Annotated in this window: 12 protein-coding genes and 1 tRNA gene; 8 read left to right on the top strand and 5 right to left on the bottom strand. The window is 71.6% G+C overall.

Annotation, left to right across the window (positions count from 1 at the left end; genetic code table 11):
• Window positions 1–20 precede the first annotated feature (20 nt).
• The 6 genes from AC07AW_RS18630 (at window position 21) to AC07AW_RS18605 (ending at window position 6,689) form a co-directional block, all read left to right on the top strand.
• A tRNA-Leu gene (locus tag AC07AW_RS18630) sits at window positions 21–105 on the top strand.
• 84 nt (window positions 106–189) lie between these two features.
• Window positions 190–699: a hypothetical protein gene (locus AC07AW_RS18625; RefSeq protein WP_478816562.1), complete on the top strand. Its 510-nt coding sequence runs from the start codon at window positions 190–192 to the stop codon at window positions 697–699.
• A 157-nt stretch (window positions 700–856) separates the two neighbouring features.
• On the top strand, window positions 857–2,674 hold the full coding sequence (locus AC07AW_RS18620; RefSeq protein WP_478816561.1) for an ABC transporter ATP-binding protein: 1,818 nt from the start codon (window positions 857–859) through the stop codon (window positions 2,672–2,674).
• A gap of 206 nt (window positions 2,675–2,880) precedes the next feature.
• Window positions 2,881–4,980 carry a DNA helicase RecQ gene (recQ, locus tag AC07AW_RS18615; protein ID WP_478816560.1) on the top strand — a complete coding sequence of 700 codons (2,100 nt, stop codon included), beginning with the start codon at window positions 2,881–2,883 and terminating at the stop codon, window positions 4,978–4,980.
• A gap of 170 nt (window positions 4,981–5,150) precedes the next feature.
• The gene (locus AC07AW_RS18610; protein ID WP_478816559.1) at window positions 5,151–6,116 is read left to right on the top strand and encodes a hypothetical protein; all 966 of its coding nucleotides are present in this window, start codon (window positions 5,151–5,153) and stop codon (window positions 6,114–6,116) included.
• Between the two features lie 63 nt (window positions 6,117–6,179).
• The gene (locus AC07AW_RS18605; protein ID WP_478816558.1) at window positions 6,180–6,689 is read left to right on the top strand and encodes a hypothetical protein; all 510 of its coding nucleotides are present in this window, start codon (window positions 6,180–6,182) and stop codon (window positions 6,687–6,689) included.
• Window positions 6,690–6,693: 4 nt separating this feature from the next.
• On the opposite strand, the gene AC07AW_RS18600 is transcribed toward AC07AW_RS18605, so the two are convergent.
• Window positions 6,694–7,995: a YhgE/Pip domain-containing protein gene (locus AC07AW_RS18600; protein WP_478816557.1), complete on the bottom strand. Its 1,302-nt coding sequence runs from the start codon at window positions 7,993–7,995 to the stop codon at window positions 6,694–6,696.
• Window positions 7,996–8,183: 188 nt separating this feature from the next.
• On the opposite strand from AC07AW_RS18600, the gene AC07AW_RS18595 reads away from it, so the two are divergent.
• Window positions 8,184–10,700, top strand: coding sequence for an ATP-dependent Clp protease ATP-binding subunit (locus tag AC07AW_RS18595; RefSeq protein ID WP_478816556.1), 2,517 nt, complete (start codon window positions 8,184–8,186; stop codon window positions 10,698–10,700).
• A 58-nt stretch (window positions 10,701–10,758) separates the two neighbouring features.
• On the opposite strand, the gene AC07AW_RS18590 is transcribed toward AC07AW_RS18595, so the two are convergent.
• Genes AC07AW_RS18590 through AC07AW_RS18580 form a run of 3 tightly spaced genes read right to left on the bottom strand, consistent with a single transcriptional unit; the run spans window position 10,759 to window position 14,885 of the window.
• Window positions 10,759–11,688 (bottom strand): LysR family transcriptional regulator, encoded by a 930-nt coding sequence (locus AC07AW_RS18590; protein WP_478816555.1) that lies wholly within the window; start codon window positions 11,686–11,688, stop codon window positions 10,759–10,761.
• Between the two features lie 48 nt (window positions 11,689–11,736).
• A complete protein-coding gene (gene fdhD / locus AC07AW_RS18585) occupies window positions 11,737–12,579 on the bottom strand; it encodes a formate dehydrogenase accessory sulfurtransferase FdhD (protein WP_478816554.1) in 843 nt (280 codons plus the stop codon).
• Entirely contained in the window at window positions 12,567–14,885 is a 2,319-nt protein-coding gene (locus AC07AW_RS18580; RefSeq protein WP_478816553.1) for an FdhF/YdeP family oxidoreductase, read from the bottom strand. The genes fdhD and AC07AW_RS18580 overlap by 13 nt, the downstream gene beginning before the upstream one ends.
• 265 nt (window positions 14,886–15,150) lie before the next feature.
• Here AC07AW_RS18580 and AC07AW_RS18575 point away from each other — a divergent pair, with 265 nt between their 5' ends.
• The gene (locus AC07AW_RS18575) at window positions 15,151–16,926 is read left to right on the top strand and encodes an FUSC family protein (RefSeq protein ID WP_478816552.1); all 1,776 of its coding nucleotides are present in this window, start codon (window positions 15,151–15,153) and stop codon (window positions 16,924–16,926) included.
• A gap of 7 nt (window positions 16,927–16,933) precedes the next feature.
• Here the strand turns inward: AC07AW_RS18575 and AC07AW_RS18570 are convergent, their stop codons facing one another.
• Entirely contained in the window at window positions 16,934–19,255 is a 2,322-nt protein-coding gene (locus AC07AW_RS18570; RefSeq protein ID WP_478816551.1) for an FdhF/YdeP family oxidoreductase, read from the bottom strand.
• Between the last annotated feature and the right edge of the window lie 29 nt (window positions 19,256–19,284).

Below are 19,284 nucleotides of genomic sequence, written 5' to 3'. Positions count from 1 at the left end.
GGGAGCGCGGCAGGCTACCGGTCCGGGTGGCGGAATGGCAGACGCGCTAGCTTGAGGTGCTAGTGCCCTTTATCGGGCGTGGGGGTTCAAGTCCCCCCTCGGACACAGGAAAAGCACCATGTGGTGGTCGGGATCATCCCGGCCACCACATGGTGTTTCCGTGTGTTGTCGCATGGAGCCGGGGGGCCGATGATGCCGGGTGATCCGCGCCGTACAGCGGTCGGAGTCCTGATACTGCTCGCGCTCGTCGGCGGCTGCGCCGGAACGGCCGAGCCGCCGAGCCGCCCGGCCTCGCAGCAGCCGCCGGTGGCGGAGGTCGAGCGGGACCGGAAGCCGGTGGAGAAGCGATTCCCCCAGTTCGGGAACTTCACCGGCGTCGCATGGGCCGCGGCCCCCCTCGGTGTGGCGGATTCACGGGTGCCCGGGCCCACCGACATCCGGATGTCCGGGGTGGTGAACCTCGCGAAGACGGACGTCCAGCGGCTCCTGAAGGAGTACGACTGGGTGCCCGCCGAGGAGCCGCCGGCCGTCCTCGCCGGCATCGCGCCCCAGGCGCCCGAGGGCACCGAGTGGCGGACGAGCGAGGAGTTCACCTCCGAGGTCACCCGGAACGTCTACACCGGCTCGTTCCATCTGGATCCCCGAGCCGGGATCATGGTCTTCGACACCGTCAATCCGACGGCTCCGCACGGCTCTTGAGTGACGCGGGTCCCGCCGCAATTCCTCCGGCGGGACCGCTGCTTCTCCGCTGCGATCGCCCCGGAAGGCGCGCCCCGGCGAAAATGCTTGGACCGTGGGAGCGCCGGCACGGCAGACTCCTTTTACTCACCTTCGGTACGACTGCACAGGGTTGGGTATGGGATCACCTGAATCGCGCGAAGGTTTGCCGAACAAAGGTTCGGTACTCCTCGCGGTCCGCTTCTACGCACGGGAACTGGTCCGCCTCCGATGGCTGGCCGCTCCCGCCCTGTTCCTGCCGGCGCTCGGAAACATCGGCATCAACTACATCGCCCCTCTCGTCGTCGCCAAGCTCGTCGGCCGCATCGCCGGCGACGGCACCGGCACAGGGCTCGACACACTCCTTCCGTACGTCCTCGTCTTCGCGGGCGTCCTGCTGCTCGCGGAAGCCCTGACACGCATCGGGCTGCACTGCCTCAACCGCGTCGACGCCCGCGGCATCGAGAACCTCTACGTCATCGGCATGGACGAACTGTTCGCCAAGGACGCCGCGTTCTTCCACGACAACTTCGCCGGCTCGCTCACCAAACGCGTCCTCAGCTTCGCCTCCCGCTTCGAGGAGTGCGTCGACACCCTGACCTTCTCGGTCATGGGCAACTTCGTCCCGCTGCTGTTCGCCTCGGTGGTGCTCTGGCAGTACGACCCGCTGCTCGTCGTCGGACTCCTGGTCCTCATCGCCGTCACCGGCGTCGGCGTGGTGCCGCTGATCCGCCGCCGGCAGGCGCTCGTCGCCCAGCGCGAACAGGCGATCGCCCGGGTCTCCGGCCACGTCGCCGACAGCCTCACCAACATGGACACCGTCCGCTCCTTCGGCGCCGAGCGGCGCGAGGCCGCCGAACACCGGTCCCGCGTCGCGGAGTCGAGGAAGCTGATGCTGCGTTCCTGGGACTACGGCAACCTGCGCATCGACACGGTCATCGCACCGATGTCCATCCTGACGAACGTCCTCGGACTCGTCCTCGCCGTCGCCCTCGGCGGGGGAGAGCACGGCGTGGAGGCCGTCATCGTCGCCTTCACGTACTACGCCAACGCGACCCGGATCATGTTCGAGTTCAACCAGATCTACCGGCGCCTGGAGAGCTCGATGACGGAGGCCGCGCAGTTCACCGAACTCCTCCTCGACGAGCCGACCGTCCTCGACCCGGAATCCCCGGAACCCCTCCGCCCCGAGGACGCCCAGGTGCGGTTCGAGAAGGTGACCTTCGCCCACGCGGGCGCGAAGCCGCTCTTCGAGGACCTCGACCTGGACGTGCCCAGCGGCGCGAAGATCGGATTCGTGGGCCGGTCCGGCGGCGGCAAGACCACGCTCACCCGGCTGCTCCTCCGGATGACGGACATCGACGGCGGCCGGATCATGATCGGCGGCCAGGACATCAGCAGGCTCCGGCAGACCGAACTGCGCAGCATGATCGCGTACGTGCCGCAGGACCCCGCGATGTTCCACCGCACCCTCCGGGAGAACATCGCCTTCGCCCGGCCGGACGCCACCGACGCCGAGATCCGGCGCGCGGCCGAGGCGGCGCACGTCACCGAGTTCGCGGACGCGCTCCCCGAAGGCTTCGACACCATGGTCGGCGAGCGCGGCGTGAAACTGTCCGGCGGCCAGCGCCAGCGGGTCGCCCTCGCCCGGGCGATCCTGCGCGACGCGCCGATCCTCCTGCTCGACGAGGCGACCAGCGCCCTGGACTCCGAGAGCGAGGTCCTCGTCCAGGACGCGCTGTGGGGGCTCATGGAGGGACGGACGGCGCTCGTGGTGGCCCACCGGCTGTCCACGGTGGCCACGATGGACCGGCTCGTCGTCCTCGACCGCGGACGGATCGTCGAGCAGGGCACCCACCAGGAGCTGCTCACCGCCGAGGGCGCCTACGCGAGGCTGTGGCAGCACCAATCGGGCGGCTTCCTGGACGACACCCCTGCGGGGGCCGGGGTGCACTGACGGCGGCCCTCGCGGGGGCCGGCGTGCGCTGAGGTCGGTCTTCGCGGGGGCCGGCGTGCGGTGACGTCGGTGTTCGCGGGGGCCGGCGTCCGTTGACGTCGGTGTTCGCGGGGGCCGGCGTCCGTTGACGTCGGCCTTCGCAGGGTTATCCACAGGTTGTCTCGGGCGGGGGCCGGGGTGTCGGTGCGGGCGGCTAGGCTTCAGAAATGGTCCTTTCCGACGCCTCTGCCGCTCCGGCCGCTCCTGACACTCCCGACGACACCGCCGAGATCTCCGACGCCGCTCGGGTGCTCCACCGTGTCTTCGGCTACAGCTCCTTCCGCGGGGAGCAGCAGGAGATCATCGAGCAGGTCGTCGGCGGCGGCGACGCGCTCGTCCTGATGCCGACGGGTGGCGGCAAGTCGCTCTGCTACCAGATCCCGGCCCTGGTCAGAGCGGGCACGGGCGTCGTGATCTCGCCCCTCATCGCCCTCATGCAGGACCAGGTGGACGCGCTCAGGGCGCTCGGGGTCCGGGCCGGCTTCCTGAACTCGACGCAGGACCCGTACGAGCGGCAGGCCGTCGAGCAGGCCTTCCTCGCGGACGAGCTGGACCTGCTCTACCTGGCCCCGGAGCGGCTCCGCACCGAGGGCACCCAGCGGCTGCTCGACCGGGGCACGGTGTCGCTCTTCGCGATCGACGAGGCACACTGTGTGGCCCAGTGGGGTCACGACTTCCGGCCCGACTACCTCGCCCTCTCCATGCTCCACGAGCGGTGGCCGAAGGTGCCGCGGATCGCGCTGACGGCGACGGCCACGCAGGCCACCCACGCCGAGATCGCGAAGCGGCTCGGCCTGGAGGACGCCCGGCACTTCGTCGCCGGCTTCGACCGGCCGAACATCCAGTACCGCATCGTCCCCAAGAACAACCCGGTCAAGCAGCTCCTGGAGCTGATCAGGACCGAGCACGACGGAGACGCGGGCGTCGTCTACTGCCTGTCGCGGGCGTCGGTGGAGAAGACGGCGGCCGCCCTCGTCGAGCAGGGCATCGACGCCGTCCCGTACCACGCCGGCATGGACGCCGGGACGCGCGCGGCGAACCAGGCGCGCTTCCTGCGGGAGGACGGGGTCGTCGTCGTGGCGACCATCGCCTTCGGCATGGGCATCGACAAGCCGGACGTACGCTTCGTGGCCCACCTCGACCTGCCCAAGTCGGTCGAGGGCTACTACCAGGAGACCGGCCGCGCGGGCCGTGACGGGGAGCCGGCCACCGCCTGGCTGGCGTACGGCCTCCAGGACGTCGTCCAGCAGCGCAAGCTCATCGACGGCTCCGAGGGCGACGAGACGCACCGCCGCTCCCTCGCCATGCATCTGGACGCCATGCTCGCCCTCTGCGAGACGGTCGACTGCCGCCGTGTGCGGCTCCTCGAGTACTTCGGCCAGTCCGGCACGCCGTGCGGGAACTGCGACACCTGTCTGACGCCGGGCGAGTCCTGGGACGGGACCGTAGCCGCGCAGAAGCTGCTGTCCACGGTGTGGCGGCTCGCCAAGGAGCGGCGCCAGAAGTTCGGTGCCGGCCAGATCATCGACATCCTCCAGGGCAAGCGAACCGCCAAGGTCATCCAGTTCGACCACGACCAGCTGTCGGTGTTCGGCGTCGGCTCGGACCTGGGCACCGCCGAGTGGCGCGGGGTCGTCCGCCAGCTCCTCGCGCAGCGGCTGCTCGCGGTGGAGGGCGACTACGGGACGCTCGTGCTCACCGAGGACAGCGGCGAGGTCCTCGGCGGACGCCGGCAGGTCCCGATGCGCAAGGAGAAGGCGACCGCGCCCGCCCGCAAGGAGTCCGGGGCGCGCTCCGGCAAGAGCGCCCGAGTGCCGGTCGATCTGCCGGCGGCCGCCGTGCCCGTCTTCGAGGCGCTGCGTGCCTGGCGGGCCGCGACCGCCCGCGAGCAGGGCGTGCCGGCGTACGTCGTCTTCCACGACGCGACGCTGCGCGAGATCGCGACCCTCATGCCCACCACCGTCGAGGAGCTCGGCACCGTCGGCGGCGTCGGCGAGGCCAAGCTCGGCAAGTACGCCGAGGGCGTCCTCGACACCCTGGCCCAGACCGGCGGCGCCGGGAGCGGGACCGCGACCGGGACCGGGACCGGGGACGCGTCCGCCCCTGCCGCCGCCGGGACGCACACCGCGTCCGCACCTGCCGCTGCCGCTGCCGCGCCGTCGGTGCCCGCTGCCGCGCCCCCGGTGTACGACGCCGGGCCGTCCTACGACGAGGAGCCGCCGTTCGACCTGGACGAGCTCGAACCGCCGTGGGACGAGGACGAGTAGCCCCGGGTATCCCGGTTGCCGGAGGCCGTGTCGGAGAGATCCGACACGGCCTCCGTTCTTGTTTCCGCGAGCTTCCGGGGTGGCTCTGACCAGCTGTGACAGCCGGGTATCCTGCTCTCCGACCGAACCAAGGCCCCACCGGGACCAGTCATGTGAGGATCCCTCAGTCGATGGCGAGCAGCCACCACAGAAATCCGCGCATATGCGCGGCTCTCGCCGTCACCGCCCTTGGCCTGACCGGGTGTTCCACCGGGCAGGAGACGGGGATCGACGCGCCGCCGCCGGCTTCCCCCGTCGTCGTGCGCTCCGCCGCCGACGCCTCGGCCTGGACCCTGCCCATGCAGGCGTACCGCCCCACGGCCGCGCAGGGCAGGACCCTCGCCCGCGCGGAGCGGAAGCTGGTCGGCCAGTGCGTCAAGGGGTTCGGGATCGCCTGGAAGCCGGCCCCGGACCTGCCCGCGATCGGCCCGAAGAACCTGCTCGACTGGCGGTACGGCATCCACGACGCCGGGATGTCCGCGAAGTTCGGCTACCAGGTCGACCCGGCCCAACAGGCCCGCTACGACAAGGCGTTGCGCGCCGCCGACGCCCAGCCGCAGCTCTCCGCCGACGCCCAGCTGGTCCTGGGCGGCACCGACATGCCCGCCGAACTCCTGGAGAGGGTCGGCCCGGAGGCCCGGCGCGGCTTCTACGACGGCCGGAAGATCCCCGAGGGCGGCTGCTTCGGCGAGGCCCGCAGGACCCTGGGCGGTTCGGCGCAGGGCGCCTCCCCGCTCGTGCAGCGGCTCACGAACGAGTCGTACCCCGCGTCCATGGAAGACCCGCTGGTGAAGGCGGTGTTCGGACGCTGGTCCACCTGCATGAAGGCCAAGGGCTTCACGTACCCGGCTCCCATGGCCGCCAACGACGACCCCCGCTTCCGGCCGAGTCCCGGGGGCGCGTCCCGCGCCGAGATCGACACGGCGCTCGCCGACATCGACTGCCGCGCCACGCACCGGGTCGCGGAGATCTGGCACGAGGCGGAGACCCGGCTCCAGCGTGCCTCGATCGCGCGCAACGCCACGGCGCTCGCGGCGGAACGCCGCGCGCTCGACACCAGCCTGCGCAAGGCGGCGGACGTCCTCGCCCGCCCCTGACCCTCAGACCTTCTGTCCTTGTTTGTTTCTGTTTCTGTTTCGACGATCACTGTGGAGACCCTTGTGAAGACCTCGACCACCGCGCGGCGCGCCCGCCTGCGTACCGCTTTCGTCGCCTCCGTGATGGGCGCCTCCGTCCTCTCCGGCACGGGCATGGCCCACGCGGAGGGCGACCCCACCGCCTGGATCTCCAGCGACGAGGACACCATCATGTCGAGCCAGAAGTGCGCCGGCTCGTCGGAGGAGTTCCGCTTCCGGCTCTACTACAGCCCCAACTACTCGGGCGCCTGGGTCAACATCGGCCACAACATCTACGACATGCTGGCCCTCAAGATGCCGTACACCACGGCCACGCCGCTCCGCTTCTGCCCCAACACCGGCTCGGGCAGCGGCCAGGTCGCCGGCAACAACGCGGCCTCCGCCTACAACTGGTACGACGGCTACTCCGCCAACGTGTACTACAGCGCCGGCTACAAGGGCGCCTACGACTACGTCGGCAGCCGGTCCGGCGTCTCCACGCTGGTGAACACCCGGAACGACAACCGCTCCATCCAGTTCAGCGTCTCCTGGTAGTCGCTCACTCGGGCTGCGGCGTGAGGCGCCGCAGCCCCCTGCGGTCGTAGTAGTGCGTCATGGCGAAGCCGAACGCCAGGGCCCCTGCCGTACCGACCGCGATCATGATCCAGCCACGCGCGAGCCCCGCGTCGGCCTGGGCGTCGAAGTACAGGATGGACCGGATGCCCGAGCTGAGCTGGTGCATCGGCTCGAAGATGCCCAGGAAGCGGTAGAACGCGGGGGTGGCCTCCAGGGGGACGGTCGCCCCGGAGGAGGGCAGGGCCAGCGCGATGAAGATGAACATGGACACGAGCTGGCCGATGCCGCCGAAGGCGGCGTTGATGGCCTGGACGCCCAGGCCGACGGCGACCGTCGCGCAGTAGGAGAAGAGCCACAGCATCGGCAGGTGGTCGGCGTCCATGCCCAGGATCCCGATCGTGGCGACCATGACGAGCGTGGTGGTCAGGAGCGCGATCCCCGCGGTCATCAGCATCTTCAGGACGAGCGTCTGGGTGCGGCTGATGGGAACGGTCGGCCGGCGGGTGTGCCAGGGGCCGATCTCGCTGTCGCAGTAGCCGAGCGCGGTGTCGACGCCGGTGTTGACGAGGTTCCCGCCGATGAAGCCGCCCAGGACGAGCAGCAGGGTGTAGTAGAAGGCGGTCAGGCCGAGGCCGCTGTGCCGGCCGATCGGATGGCCGACGCGGGTGACGACCGCGACGGGGTCGGCCAGCAGCACCCGCGTGGTCGGTACGGCGGAGGTGGCCGAGAGCTGCTTGCCGATGGTCAGCGAGGCCTGGCGCGCCGCGCCCTGGTTGATCTGGGCCGCCAGCGACGAGCCCAGGCTGCCGAGACCGGGGTTGGTGAGCACGGTGAGCGTCGGGCGTTCCGTCGCCCGGTTCGTGGTCAGGGCCGCGACGGACGCGGTGAAGTCCTTCGGGACGACCAGGGCGCCGAAGACCTTGCCCGAGGCCAGGGCGTCCTGGGCCTCCGCGCTGTCGAGGCGGCGCCAGTCGATGGTGGTCTTCGAGGACCCGACGGCGGCGACCGAGTCGGTGATCTGCTTCCCCAGGTTCTCCGACTGTCCCGGCAGCGGGCGGCCCTCGTCCTCGTCGACCAGGGCGATGGGCAGCCGGTCGAGGTGGTCGCTCGGGCTGAGGATGCCCCCCATGTAGAGGAGCGACAGCAGCAGCGACACCAGGGCGCACAGGACGGTCGGTACGAGCCACAGCTTGGCGTGCCGTACGAGCGCGGAGGCACGGACCTGAGGGCGGGCACCGGGTCCGGGCTCGGGTTCCGGGGCGTTCGGGGGGATCGCGGAGGTCATGGGCCCATCGTCGACGGCCCGAGCCGCGATCCGGGCATTTCGGTCGCCCCTGCGGTGGGTGTGTCGGGCTCCCCGCCGGTCCCGCTCCGACGGTGTGCCGGGCGCACCACCGGTCCCGCTCCGATTGCAGAGGCGCGGACGCCGGGTTTGAGTGGGGGCGACCCCTTTTCGCGCTTTCAGGAGCTGCCATGTCGATGGCGTTCGGTTCATCCTTCGGTTCGTCGGATCCGTTCAGCGACCTGTTCAACCGGTTCTTCGGTATGTCGCCCGCGTCCTCGCCCCCGGCGGTGCAGCGGGTGCCCATCGGACGGCTGCTGACCGAGTCCTCCCACGAACTGCTGAACACGGCCGCCCGCAAGGCCGACGAGGACGGCAGCTCCGACCTGGACACCGAACACCTCCTGTGGGCGGCGACCCAGGTCGAGCCCACCCGCCGGCTGCTCTCCCAGGGCGGGGTGAACCCCGACAAGCTCGCCGAGCAGCTCGCCCAGGTCCTGCCCCGGGAGGCCGTCGAGCCGTCCGCCGAGCCCGGACTCACCCCGGCCGCCAAGCGGACCCTCGCGACCGCCCACGCCTACTCGCAGGCGGCGGGGGTCTCGTACATCGGCCCCGAGCACATCCTCAGCGCCCTCCTCGGCGACGCGGACTCCGGCGCCTCCCGCTTCCTGCGGGCCGAGGACCTGGACGTGAAGAAGCTGCGCGGCCTCACCGACCAGACGGCCCGCCCGGAGCAGGGCGGCGCCACCGCCGCCGCGAAGCAGCCGGCCACGACCCTCGACGAGTACGGCCGCGACCTGACGGAGGAGGCGAAGGCGGGCAGGCTCGACCCCGTCGTCGGCAGGGCCGAGGAGATCGAGCAGACCATCGAGATCCTCTCCCGCCGCTCCAAGAACAACCCCGTGCTCATCGGCGAGCCGGGCGTCGGCAAGACCGCCATCGTGGAGGGTCTCGCCCAGCGCATCGTCGCGGACGAGGTCCCCGACACCCTGAAGGGCAAGCGGGTCGTCTCCCTCGACCTGTCCGGCATGGTCGCCGGAGCGCAGTACCGGGGACAGTTCGAGGAACGCCTCAAGAAGGTCATCGAGGACGTCCAGGAGGCCAGCGGCGACATCATCCTCTTCATCGACGAGCTGCACACCGTCGTCGGCGCGGGCGCCACCGGCGAGGGCGCGATGGACGCGGGCAACATGCTCAAGCCCGCCCTCGCCCGCGGCGAACTGCACGTCGTGGGCGCCACCACCATCGACGAGTACCGCAAGCACATCGAGAAGGACGCCGCCCTCGAACGCCGCTTCCAGCCCGTCCTCATCCCGGAGCCGACCGTCGAGGAGACCGTGCAGATCCTCGAAGGACTCCGGGACGCGTACGAGGCCCACCACCAGGTCCGCTTCGCCGACGGCGCCCTCGCCGCGGCGGCCGAACTCTCCGACCGCTACATCAGCGACCGCTTCCTGCCCGACAAGGCCATCGACCTGATGGACCAGGCCGGCGCGCGCGTACGGCTCCGCAGCGGCGGCCGCTCCACCGAGGTCGTCAGCCGCGAGGACAAGCTCGCGAAACTGCGCCGCGAGAAGGACCAGGCCGTCGCCGCCGAGGACTTCGAGAAGGCCAAGGAACTCAAGGACCGGATCGCCGAAGTCGAGGGCGAGCTCGCCGGGATCGAGGAGCGCCGCGAGGGCGTCGTCTCGGTCACGGCCTCCGACATCGCCGACATCGTCTCCCGCCGTACCGGCATCCCCGTCTCGCAGCTCACCGCCAGCGAGAAGGAGAAGCTGCTCAAGCTGGAGGAGGAGATGCACGCCCGAATCGTCGGCCAGGACGAGGCGGTCACCGCGGTCTCCGAGGCCGTACGCCGCAACCGGGCCGGCATGGGCGACCCGAACCGGCCCGTCGGCTCCTTCCTCTTCCTGGGGCCCACGGGCGTCGGCAAGACCGAACTCGCCAAGACCCTCGCCGAGCTGCTCTTCGGCGCCGAGGACCGCATGATCCGCTTCGACATGAGCGAGTTCCAGGAGAAGCACACGGTCGCCCGGCTCGTCGGCGCGCCTCCCGGGTACGTCGGCTACGAGGAGGCCGGCCAGCTCACCGAGAAGGTCCGCCGCCAGCCGTACAGCGTGATCCTCTTCGACGAGATCGAGAAGGGCCACCCCGACGTCTTCAACACGCTGCTCCAGATCCTCGACGACGGCCGCCTCACCGACGGACAGGGCCGCACGGTCGACTTCCGCCACTGCGTCGTCATCATGACGTCCAACATCGGCGCCCACCGCATCCTCGCCCACGAGGGCGACGCGGCCGAGCTGAAGGACGACCTGATGGACGACCTGAAGGGACGCTTCCTGCCCGAGTTCCTCAACCGCATCGACGACATCATCGTCTTCCACAGCCTCACCGAGGAGGACCTGTCGGAGATCCTCGACCACCTCCTCGACCGGAGCAAGCACCGCGTCCACGCCCAGGGCATGACCCTGGAGGTCACCGAGGCGGCGAAGAAGCTCCTCGTCGCCCACGGCTACCAGCCGGCGTTCGGCGCCCGGCCGCTGCGCCGCACGATCCAGACGGAGCTCGACAACCGCGTCGCCTCCCTGCTGCTCGGCGGCGAGGCCGACCCCGGCGACGCGATCGTCGCGGACGTCATCGAGGACTCGCTGCACTGCACGGTCCGCAAGGGCGAGGCCGTGGAGAGCGGCACCGCGGCGGCCTGACGGCCGCCGCGCACGAGCAGGGAACGGGGCCGTCCCGAGCGGCCCCGTTCCCCTTCTCTCACCGCGGTACGGAGTCTCCCGGAAGGCGGTCGAGGGCCGCGGCGACGTCGGTGCGGCCCGCGACCTCCCTGAGCGCGCGCGCCATCACGGACTCCGGCTCCCGGACGACCGTCACCAGACCGACCGGGACCGACCGCGTCGGCTCGGTCATCGGCACCGCCCGCATGCCGTGCGGCACCCCGAAGACGTGCAGCCAGGCGTGCGGCACGATGCCCGCCCAGTGGCCGGTCCTGACATGGGCGAAGAGCGCCGCCACCGAGTCCGTCTCCACCCGCGGCGAGGGCCGCACCCCGGCCTCGGCGAACACCTCGTCGAGGACCTGGCGCCCCTGCATGGTCCCGGTCAGCAGACAGAGCGGCAGCCGCGAGGCCTCCGCCCAGGTCGCCGTCGTCCGGTGCGCCGGGGCGTCGGCGGCGCCGGTGAGGAGCACGTACCGCTCCTCGTACAGCGGCACCGCCCGGAAGTTCTCCGCCAGCCCCTTGTGGAGATACGTCACCCCGGCGTCGATCTCGAAGTCCCGCAGCTGCCGCAGGACGTCCTCCGCCCGCAGGTCCGTCGCCACCTCCACGGTCACCAGCGGGTGCGCCAGACAGAACGGCTCCGTCAGCAGTGCGACCGCGCCGGACGCGGTCGGCACCGAACCGATCCGCAGCCGGCCGCTCAGACCCGTCCGCAGGGCACCGACCTCGCTCTTCAGAGCGTCACGGTCGGCAAGGAGCCGCTGCGCCCACACCACGATGCGCTCGCCCTCGGGCGTGAGGCCCTCGTACCGGCGGCCGCGCAGGACCAGCGGGACGCCGAGCTCGTCCTCCAGCTTCCGGATCGCCTCGGAGAGGGCGGGCTGGGAGACGTGGCAGGCCTGGGCGGCGCGGGCGAAGTGACGCTCCCGCGAGAGGGCCACCAGGTACTCGAGTTGACGGAACAGCACCCCACGGGTCTACCGGACCGCCCGCCCGAACGCCAGTCGCCACCGCCGTCACTCCACGCCCACGGGCCCGGCCTCCAGCCGGTCGTCACCGCAGTACACGTTCATCGACGTCCCGCGCAGGAAGCCGACCAGCGTGAGACCGCTCTCCGCGGCGAGGTCCACGGCGAGCGAGGAGGGCGCGGACACGGCCGCCAGCAGGGGGATCCCGGCCATCACCGCCTTCTGCACCAGCTCGAAGGAGGCCCGGCCGCTCACCATCAGCACCGTCCCGCGCAGCGGCAGGAGACCCGAGCGCAGGGCGTGCCCGACCACCTTGTCCACGGCGTTGTGCCGGCCGACGTCCTCGCGCAGGCACAGCAGCTCGCCCTCGGCCGAGAACAGCCCGGCCGCGTGCAGCCCGCCGGTGCTGTCGAAGACCTTCTGGGCCGCCCGCAGCCGGTCGGGGAGGGCGGTCAGGGTCTCGGGGCCGACGCGGAGCGGGTCCTCGGCGACGGACCAGGCGGCCGTCGTCCGCACCGCGTCCAGGCTCGCCTTGCCACACAGACCGCAGGAGGAGGTGGTGTAGAAGTTCCGCTCCAGGGAGACGTCGGGGGCGGCCACACCGGGCCCGAGGACGACGTCCACCACGTTGTACGTGTTGCCTCCGTCGGAGGTGGCGCCCGCGCAGTACCGGATCCCGGCCACGTCCCCGGCGGCGCGCACCACGCCCTCGCTCACGAGGAAGCCGGCCGCCAGGTCGAAGTCGTCGCCGGGGGTGCGCATGGTCACGGTCAGCGGGCGTCCGCCGACCCGGATCTCCATCGGCTCCTCGGCGGCCAGGGTGTCGGGGCGGTACGTGGCGCCGCCCTCCCGGACGCGCAGGACGCGCCGCCGCCGGGTCACGCGTCCCATGAGCCGCTCCTCGTGTCGCGCTGTCCGGCGGCGGGCTCCAGGCGGACGAGGACGCCCTTGGACGTCGGGCAGTTGCTGATGTCGGCGACGCTGTCCAGCGGCACCAGGACGTTGGTCTCGGGGTAGTAGGCCGCCGCGGAACCCCGGCTCGCGGGGTACGCGACCACCCGGAAGCCCTCCGCGCGCCGCTCCCGCCCGTCGTGCCACACGCTCACCAGATCCACGAGCTCGCGGTCGGCGAGGCCGAGGGCGTCGAGGTCGGCCGGGTTGACGAGGACGACCCGGCGGGCGTCGTGGATGCCGCGGTAGCGGTCGTTCGGGGCGTACCAGACGGTGTTCCACTGGTCGTGCGAGCGCAGGGTCTGCAGCAGCAGGTGCCCCTCGGGGACGTGCGGCATCGTGAACGCGTTGCGCGTGAAGACGGCCTTGCCGCTCGGGGTGTTGAAGACCCCGTGGTTCACCGGGTTGGGCAGATGGAAGCCGCCCGGCCGGGCCACGCGCGCGTTGAAGTCCTCGAAGCCGGGCACGACCCGGGCGACGCGGTCCCGGATGGTGCCGTAGTCGCGCTCGAACTCCTCCCAGGGCAGGGCGGGTTCGTCACCGAGGGTCCTGCGGGCGAGACGCGCGACGATCGCGACCTCGCTGAGCAGGTGCGGCGAGGCGGGCGGCAGCTTCCCCCGGGAGGCGTGGACGTCGCTCATGGAGTCCTCGACGGTCACGAACTGCTCGACACCGGCCTGCACGTCGCGGTCGCTGCGGCCGAGCGTCGGCAGGATCAGGGCGGTCTCGCCGCAGACCGTGTGGGACCGGTTGAGCTTGGTGGAGACGTGCGCCGTGAGCCGGCAGCCCCGCATCGCCTCCTCGGTGACCGCGCTGTCCGGGGTGGCCCGTACGAAGTTCCCCGCGACGCCCAGGAAGACCTTGGCGCGCCCCTCGCGCATGGCGCGGATGGCGTTCACCGCGTCCAGGCCGTGGTGGGCGGGCGGGGTGAAGCCGAACTCGCGCCCCAGGGCGTCGAGGAACGCCTGCGGCATCCGCTCCCACACGCCCATCGTGCGGTCGCCCTGGACATTGCTGTGGCCGCGCACCGGGCAGACGCCCGCGCCGGGCCTCCCGATGTTGCCGCGCGCCATCAGGAAGTTGACGATCTCGCGGATCGTGGGCACGCCGTGCTTGTGCTGGGTGACGCCCATCGCCCAGCACACGATGATCTTCTCGCTCGCGAGGACCCGCTCGAAGAGCGCCTGGATCTCCTCGCGGTCGAGGCCGGTCGCCGCCAGGATGTCGTCCCAGGAGACCTTCCGGGCGTGCTCGGCGAAGTCGGCGAAGCCGATGGTGTGCGTACGGATGAACTCGTGGTCCAGCACGGTGCCGGGCGCGGCGTCCTCGGCCTCCACGAGCAGCCGGTTCAGGGCCTGGAAGAGGGCGAGGTCGCCGCCGGCGCGGATGTGCAGGAACTGGTCGGCGATCGGTGTGCCGCGGCCGATGATCCCCCGGGCCTTCTGCGGGTGCTTGAAGCGCATGAGCCCGGCCTCGGGCAGCGTGTTGACGGCCACGACCCGGCCGCCGTTCCGCTTGGTCTCCTCCAGGGCCGACAGCATCCGGGGGTGGTTGGTGCCCGGGTTCTGCCCCACGACGAACACCAGGTCGGAGTGGTGGATGTCGTCCAGGGAGACGCTGCCCTTGCCGATGCCGAGCGTCTCCGACAGCGCGGAACCGCTGGACTCGTGACACATGTTGGAGCAGTCCGGCAGATTGTTCGTGCCGTACGCGCGCGCGAAGAGCTGGAGGAGGAACGCGGCCTCGTTGTTCAGCCGGCCGGAGACGTAGAAGAGGGCCTCGTCGGGGGAGTCGAGCGCCCTCAGCTCCTCGGCGAGCAGACCGAGCGCCTCGTCCCAGCCGATCGGCTCGTAATGCGTCGCACCGGGCCGCTTCACCATCGGCTCGGTGAGCCGGCCCTGCTGATTGAGCCAGTAGTCGGACATGCCGTCGAGCTCCGCGATCGAGTGCTCGCGGAAGAAGTCCCGGGTGACGCGCCGCGAGGTGGCCTCGTCGTTGATGTGCTTGGCGCCGTTCTCGCAGTACTCGTTCATGTGCCGCTTGCCCGGCGCGGGCTCCGGCCAGGCGCAGCCCGGGCAGTCGATGCCCTTGGGCTGGTTGATGTGGAGCAGCGTCAGCGCGGTGCGCCGCGGGGACGTCTGGCCGAGGGAGTACTCCAGCGCGTGCGTCACGGCGGGCAGTCCCGTCGCCCAGGTCTTCGGCGGGGTGACCTTCAGGTCGTCGACCGGGTCCTCGATGCCGCTCATGCTCTGGTCCGCCTCGTTCCTCGCCCGTATCGGATTCTCGCCGCAGAGCAGATTCGGCCCGTTCCGGAGCGAAGTCAAAGAGATGTTTTCGATGAGCTGATAGGTGCCGCCTATCGCCTGCCTTTCCTTTCCACGGAGAAGCATCGGCGAAGCATCGGCAGAGGCATCGGAGAAGCGGCGGAGAAGCTCGGAAAAGCGGTGCGGATGACGTCATCGGAAATGCCTCTTTGACTTTCGCAGGGAATTCTCCGAGGGTGATCGGGTCATGAATTCCTTTCGTCGGCGCCCGCCGGGCGGACCGCGGCGCGCCGCCGCCCGGCTGGGACGCGCACTGTCCCCGAGGGGCGCGCTCGCCCTGCAGAGCGTGGACGGTGCCCTGTCCTTCGCCGTGCGGGCCGCGCTCGCCATGGCGCTGCCCGCACTGCCGATGGCACTCGCCGGGCGGGCCGACCAGGCCGTCTACACGATGCTGGGCTCCTTCACCACCACGTTCGGACGCAATCTTCCCTACGCGCGACGCGCCCGCGTGCTCGCCGTCGCCGCCGTGGCGATGACCGCGTGCGTGGGCTGCGGCGCGGCGCTCGCCGCCTGGGCCCGTCCCGGGGACGGCGGAACCGGCGCCGCCGTGACGGTCGCGGCCACGGCCCTGGTGGCCGGTCTCGCGAAGTTCGCCTGCGACGCGGCCCGGCTGGGCGGGCTCGGCGCGGTACTGCTGCTGTCCTCCTTCGCGGTGGCGGCCAACGGCTCCTCGGCCCCCGCCGACGTCCTGCCCCAGACCGGCCTCGCCGCGATCGGTGCGGCCGTCGCCTGGATCCTCGCCCTGGCGGGCCGGCTCGTGCACCCGGACCGCCCGCAGCGGCTCGCCGTCGCGGCCGCCCTGCGCGAACTCGCCGACCTGTGGGACGCGAGCGGTGCCGGACAGGGTGTCGGGCCCGTACGGCACCGGGCGACCGCCGCCGTCCTCCAGGCGTACCGCACACTCGGCGTCCTGCCGCCGTCGGGCGTCGACTGGGCCGGCCGGGGCGACACGTGCGTCCGTCTCACCGACCTCTCCTGGTCGCTGCTCATCGGATCCGCCCGCCGCGCGCCGAACGACCCCACCGGCCTGGCCCGTACGCTGCGCCGCCAGGTCCGGCTGCTCCTCAGCCGCCGCCTGCGCGCCCCTCGCCTGCTGCCCGAACTGGCGCTGCCCGTCCTGATCGCCCAGGCCGGCATGCTCGCCCGCCCGGGGCCGGCCGGGACGGGCCCGGGGCCGGGGGCGCCGGCTCCGACGACCCTGCGCGCCACCGAACTCCGGGCCGCCGCCCTGGTCACGGGACCGGCCCACGGCCGCGCGGCGGTCCTTCTCGTGCCGGCCCTGCGGATGGTCCTCGGCACCGGCATCGCGGGCGGGGCGGCGCTCCTCCTGGGCCTCGGGCACGGCTACTGGGCGGCGATCTCCGCCGCCGCGGTGCTCCACTCGATCAACGTCCGGACGGCGGCCCAGCGGGCCGTCCAGCGCACCCTGGGCACGGTCGCGGGCCTCCTGCTCGCCCTCGGCGTCCTCGCCCTGGGCCCCGAGCCGGTGACCCTCGTCCTCGTGATCGTCCTCTTCGAGTTCCTCATGGAGTACGTCGTCGCCCGCAACTACGGGCTCGGCGTCGTCTTCCTCACCCCGCTGGCCCTGCTCCTGACCGACCTGGCCGCGCCCGCCCCGGCCGGAGCCCTCGTGCAGGACCGGGCGCTGAGCAGCGTGCTCGGTGTCGGCGTCGCGCTCGGCTGCGCGCTGATGGTGGTCCACGACCGGGCGGCCGTACGGGCGGAGCGTGCGCTCGCCGCCTGCGCGACGGCCTCGGAGCGGGCCGAACGGGCCCTGGAGGAGGGGGCCGTGCGGTCGTTCCCGCTCGTCCAGACGCGGCTCGCGGCGGCCGCGGTGGAGCTGCGGGAGGCGGACGACGCCGCGGCGGGCGAGCTGTGGCCGGCGGAGATCGACCCCACCGAGCTCGCCGCCGCGGAGCGGCGCGCCTACCTCCTCCTGGACCGGATCGCCCGCCGGGCGTGACGGACCATCAGGAGGTGGTCTCGATCGTCACGTTGACGTGCTTCATGATCGGCTGGTCGCTCTGGGTGCTGTAGTCGCCCAGGGCGCACAGCACGTTCATCTCCGGCATGTACCCGGCGGCGCAGCCGCGCGGGATGTCGTACGGGACGGCGAGGTAGCCGTTCAGATGCCGTCGGCTGCCGTCCCTCGCGGTGCTCGTGATGTCGACGGGGCCCATGTCGGCGATCCCGCGCTCGCGCATGTCCGCCCGGTTCATGAAGACCAGGGTGCGGCAGTTCTTGATGCCCCGGTAGCGGTCGTTGTCGGAGTAGATGGTGGTGTTCCACTGGTCGTGGGAGCGCATGGTGCCGAGTGCCAGGGTGCCGGGGGCGGGCACCACGTCGGGAAGCTCGGCACGGGAGAACTCGGCGCGCCCGGACGGGGTGAGGAAGACCAGTTCGCGGGCGGGCTGCTTGATGCGGAAGCCGAGCGGCAGCCGTACGCGCCGGTTGAAGTCCTCGAAGCCGTCGAGCGCGCGGGCCATGGTGTCCCGGATGCGGTCGTAGTCCTCGATGTACCACTCCCAGGGGGTGGCGCTGTCGGGCAGCGCGGCGCGCGCCATGCCGGCGACGACGGCCGGTTCGGAGAGCAGGTGCGGCGAGGCGGGCTTCTTCATGCCGACGGACAGGTGCACCATGCTCATCGAGTCCTCGACGGAGGTGCTCTGGACGCCCTTGCGCTGGTGGTCCTTCTCGGTCCGGCCGAGGCAGGGGAGGATGAGCGCCTGCCGGCCGTGCACGATGTGGCTGCGGTTCAGCTTGGTGCTGACCTGGACGGTGAGCTCGCAGGTGCGCAGCGCCGCGCAGGTGTACGGGGTGTCGGGGGCCGCGAGCGCGAAGTTGCCGCCCATGCCGACGAAGACGGTGATCTCGCCGTCGTGCATCGCCTTGATGCTCGCGACGGTGTCCTTGCCGTGCGCGCGGGGCGGTTCGATCGCGCAGACCTCGGCGAGCCGGTCCAGGAACTCCTCGCTCGGGCGGTGGTCGATGCCGCAGGTACGGTTGCCCTGGACGTTGCTGTGGCCGCGCACGGGGGAGGGGCCCGCGCCCTCCCGGCCCAGGTTGCCGCGGAGCAGCAGCAGGTTGACGATCTCCCGCACGGTGTCGACGCCGTGCTCGTGCTGGGTGATGCCGAGGCACCAGCTGACGATGGAGCGGTCGGCCTCCCCGTACACGCGCGCGGCCTTGAGGATGTCGGCCCGGCTCAGCCCGGACTGGCGTTCCAGCTCCTCCCAGGGCGTGGCCTCGCACAGGGCGCGGTACTCCTCGAAGCCCGAGGTGTGCCGCTCGATGAACTCCCGGTCCAGGGCCTTCGGGTCGGTCGAGGACTGCTCCAGGATCGCCTTGGCCATGCCGCGCACGAGTGCCATGTCGCCGCCGATGCGCGGCTGGAGGTTCAGGGTGCTGGTCCTCGTCGTCTTGAAGAGGGCCATGTCCGTGAAGTCGTGCGGGACGATGGTGCGGGTGGCGGCCGCCTCGACGAGCGGGTTGACGTGCACGATCTTTGCGCCGCGGTGGTACGCCTCGGCGAGGGCCGTGAGCATCCTGGGCGCGTTCGAGGCGGCGTTGACGCCGAAGATGAACAGCGCGTCGGCCGTCTCCCAGTCCTGGAGGTCGACCGTGCCCTTGCCGGTGCCCAGGGAGGCCTGGAGGGCGCGGCCGCTGGCCTCGTGGCACATGTTGGAGCAGTCGGGCAGGTTGTTCGTGCCGAGCTCGCGGGCCATCAGCTGGTAGAGGAAGGTGGCCTCGTTGCCGAGCCGGCCCGAGGTGTAGAACGCGGCCCGGTTCGGGTCGTCGAGGCCGCGCAGGGTGCGGCCGACGAGCTCGAACGCGTCCTTCCAGCTGATCGGCACGTAGTGGTCCGACTCCGGGTCGTAGACCATCGGCTCGGTGAGGCGGCCCTCGTTCTCCAGGTCGTAGTCGCTCCACCCGGCCAGCTCGGTCACCGAGTGGGCGGCGAAGAACTCCCGCCCGACCCGCTTGCGCGTCATCTCCCAGGTGACGTGCTTGATGCCGTTCTCGCAGATGTCCAGATGGAGGCCCTTGGTGTCGTCGGGCCAGGCGCAGCCGGGACAGTCGAAGCCGGTGTTCTCGTGGTTCATCCGCATGATCGCGCGCGGTCCGTCGACGAGCGCGCCCTCGCGCACGAGGAAGTTCGTCACGCTCTTCGCGGCACCCCAGCCGGCGGCCGGGTGGTGGTACGGATGGAATTCCGGTTCGCCCTCGGGGGTCGGTCCCACCCGGGGTTCGCGTTCGTTCCGGGCGGTGTTCTCGTCCTGGTCGGTGCTCAAGGCGCTTCACCCTCTCGCCCTGCGGACGC

This window comes from Streptomyces sp. NPDC044003 (assembly GCF_056435185.1).
This window is presented reverse-complemented; position numbering and strand designations above follow the sequence as displayed.

Coding starts and splice junctions, on each gene's coding strand:
- AC07AW_RS18625 (WP_478816562.1), top strand. CDS start 190: ATGATGCCGGGTGATCCGCGCCGTACAGCGGTCGGAGTCCTGATACTG.
- AC07AW_RS18620 (WP_478816561.1), top strand. CDS start 857: ATGGGATCACCTGAATCGCGCGAAGGTTTGCCGAACAAAGGTTCGGTA.
- recQ (WP_478816560.1), top strand. CDS start 2,881: ATGGTCCTTTCCGACGCCTCTGCCGCTCCGGCCGCTCCTGACACTCCC.
- AC07AW_RS18610 (WP_478816559.1), top strand. CDS start 5,151: ATGGCGAGCAGCCACCACAGAAATCCGCGCATATGCGCGGCTCTCGCC.
- AC07AW_RS18600 (WP_478816557.1), bottom strand. CDS start 7,995: ATGACCTCCGCGATCCCCCCGAACGCCCCGGAACCCGAGCCCGGACCC.
- AC07AW_RS18595 (WP_478816556.1), top strand. CDS start 8,184: ATGTCGATGGCGTTCGGTTCATCCTTCGGTTCGTCGGATCCGTTCAGC.
- fdhD (WP_478816554.1), bottom strand. CDS start 12,579: ATGGGACGCGTGACCCGGCGGCGGCGCGTCCTGCGCGTCCGGGAGGGC.
- AC07AW_RS18580 (WP_478816553.1), bottom strand. CDS start 14,885: ATGAGCGGCATCGAGGACCCGGTCGACGACCTGAAGGTCACCCCGCCG.
- AC07AW_RS18575 (WP_478816552.1), top strand. CDS start 15,151: ATGAATTCCTTTCGTCGGCGCCCGCCGGGCGGACCGCGGCGCGCCGCC.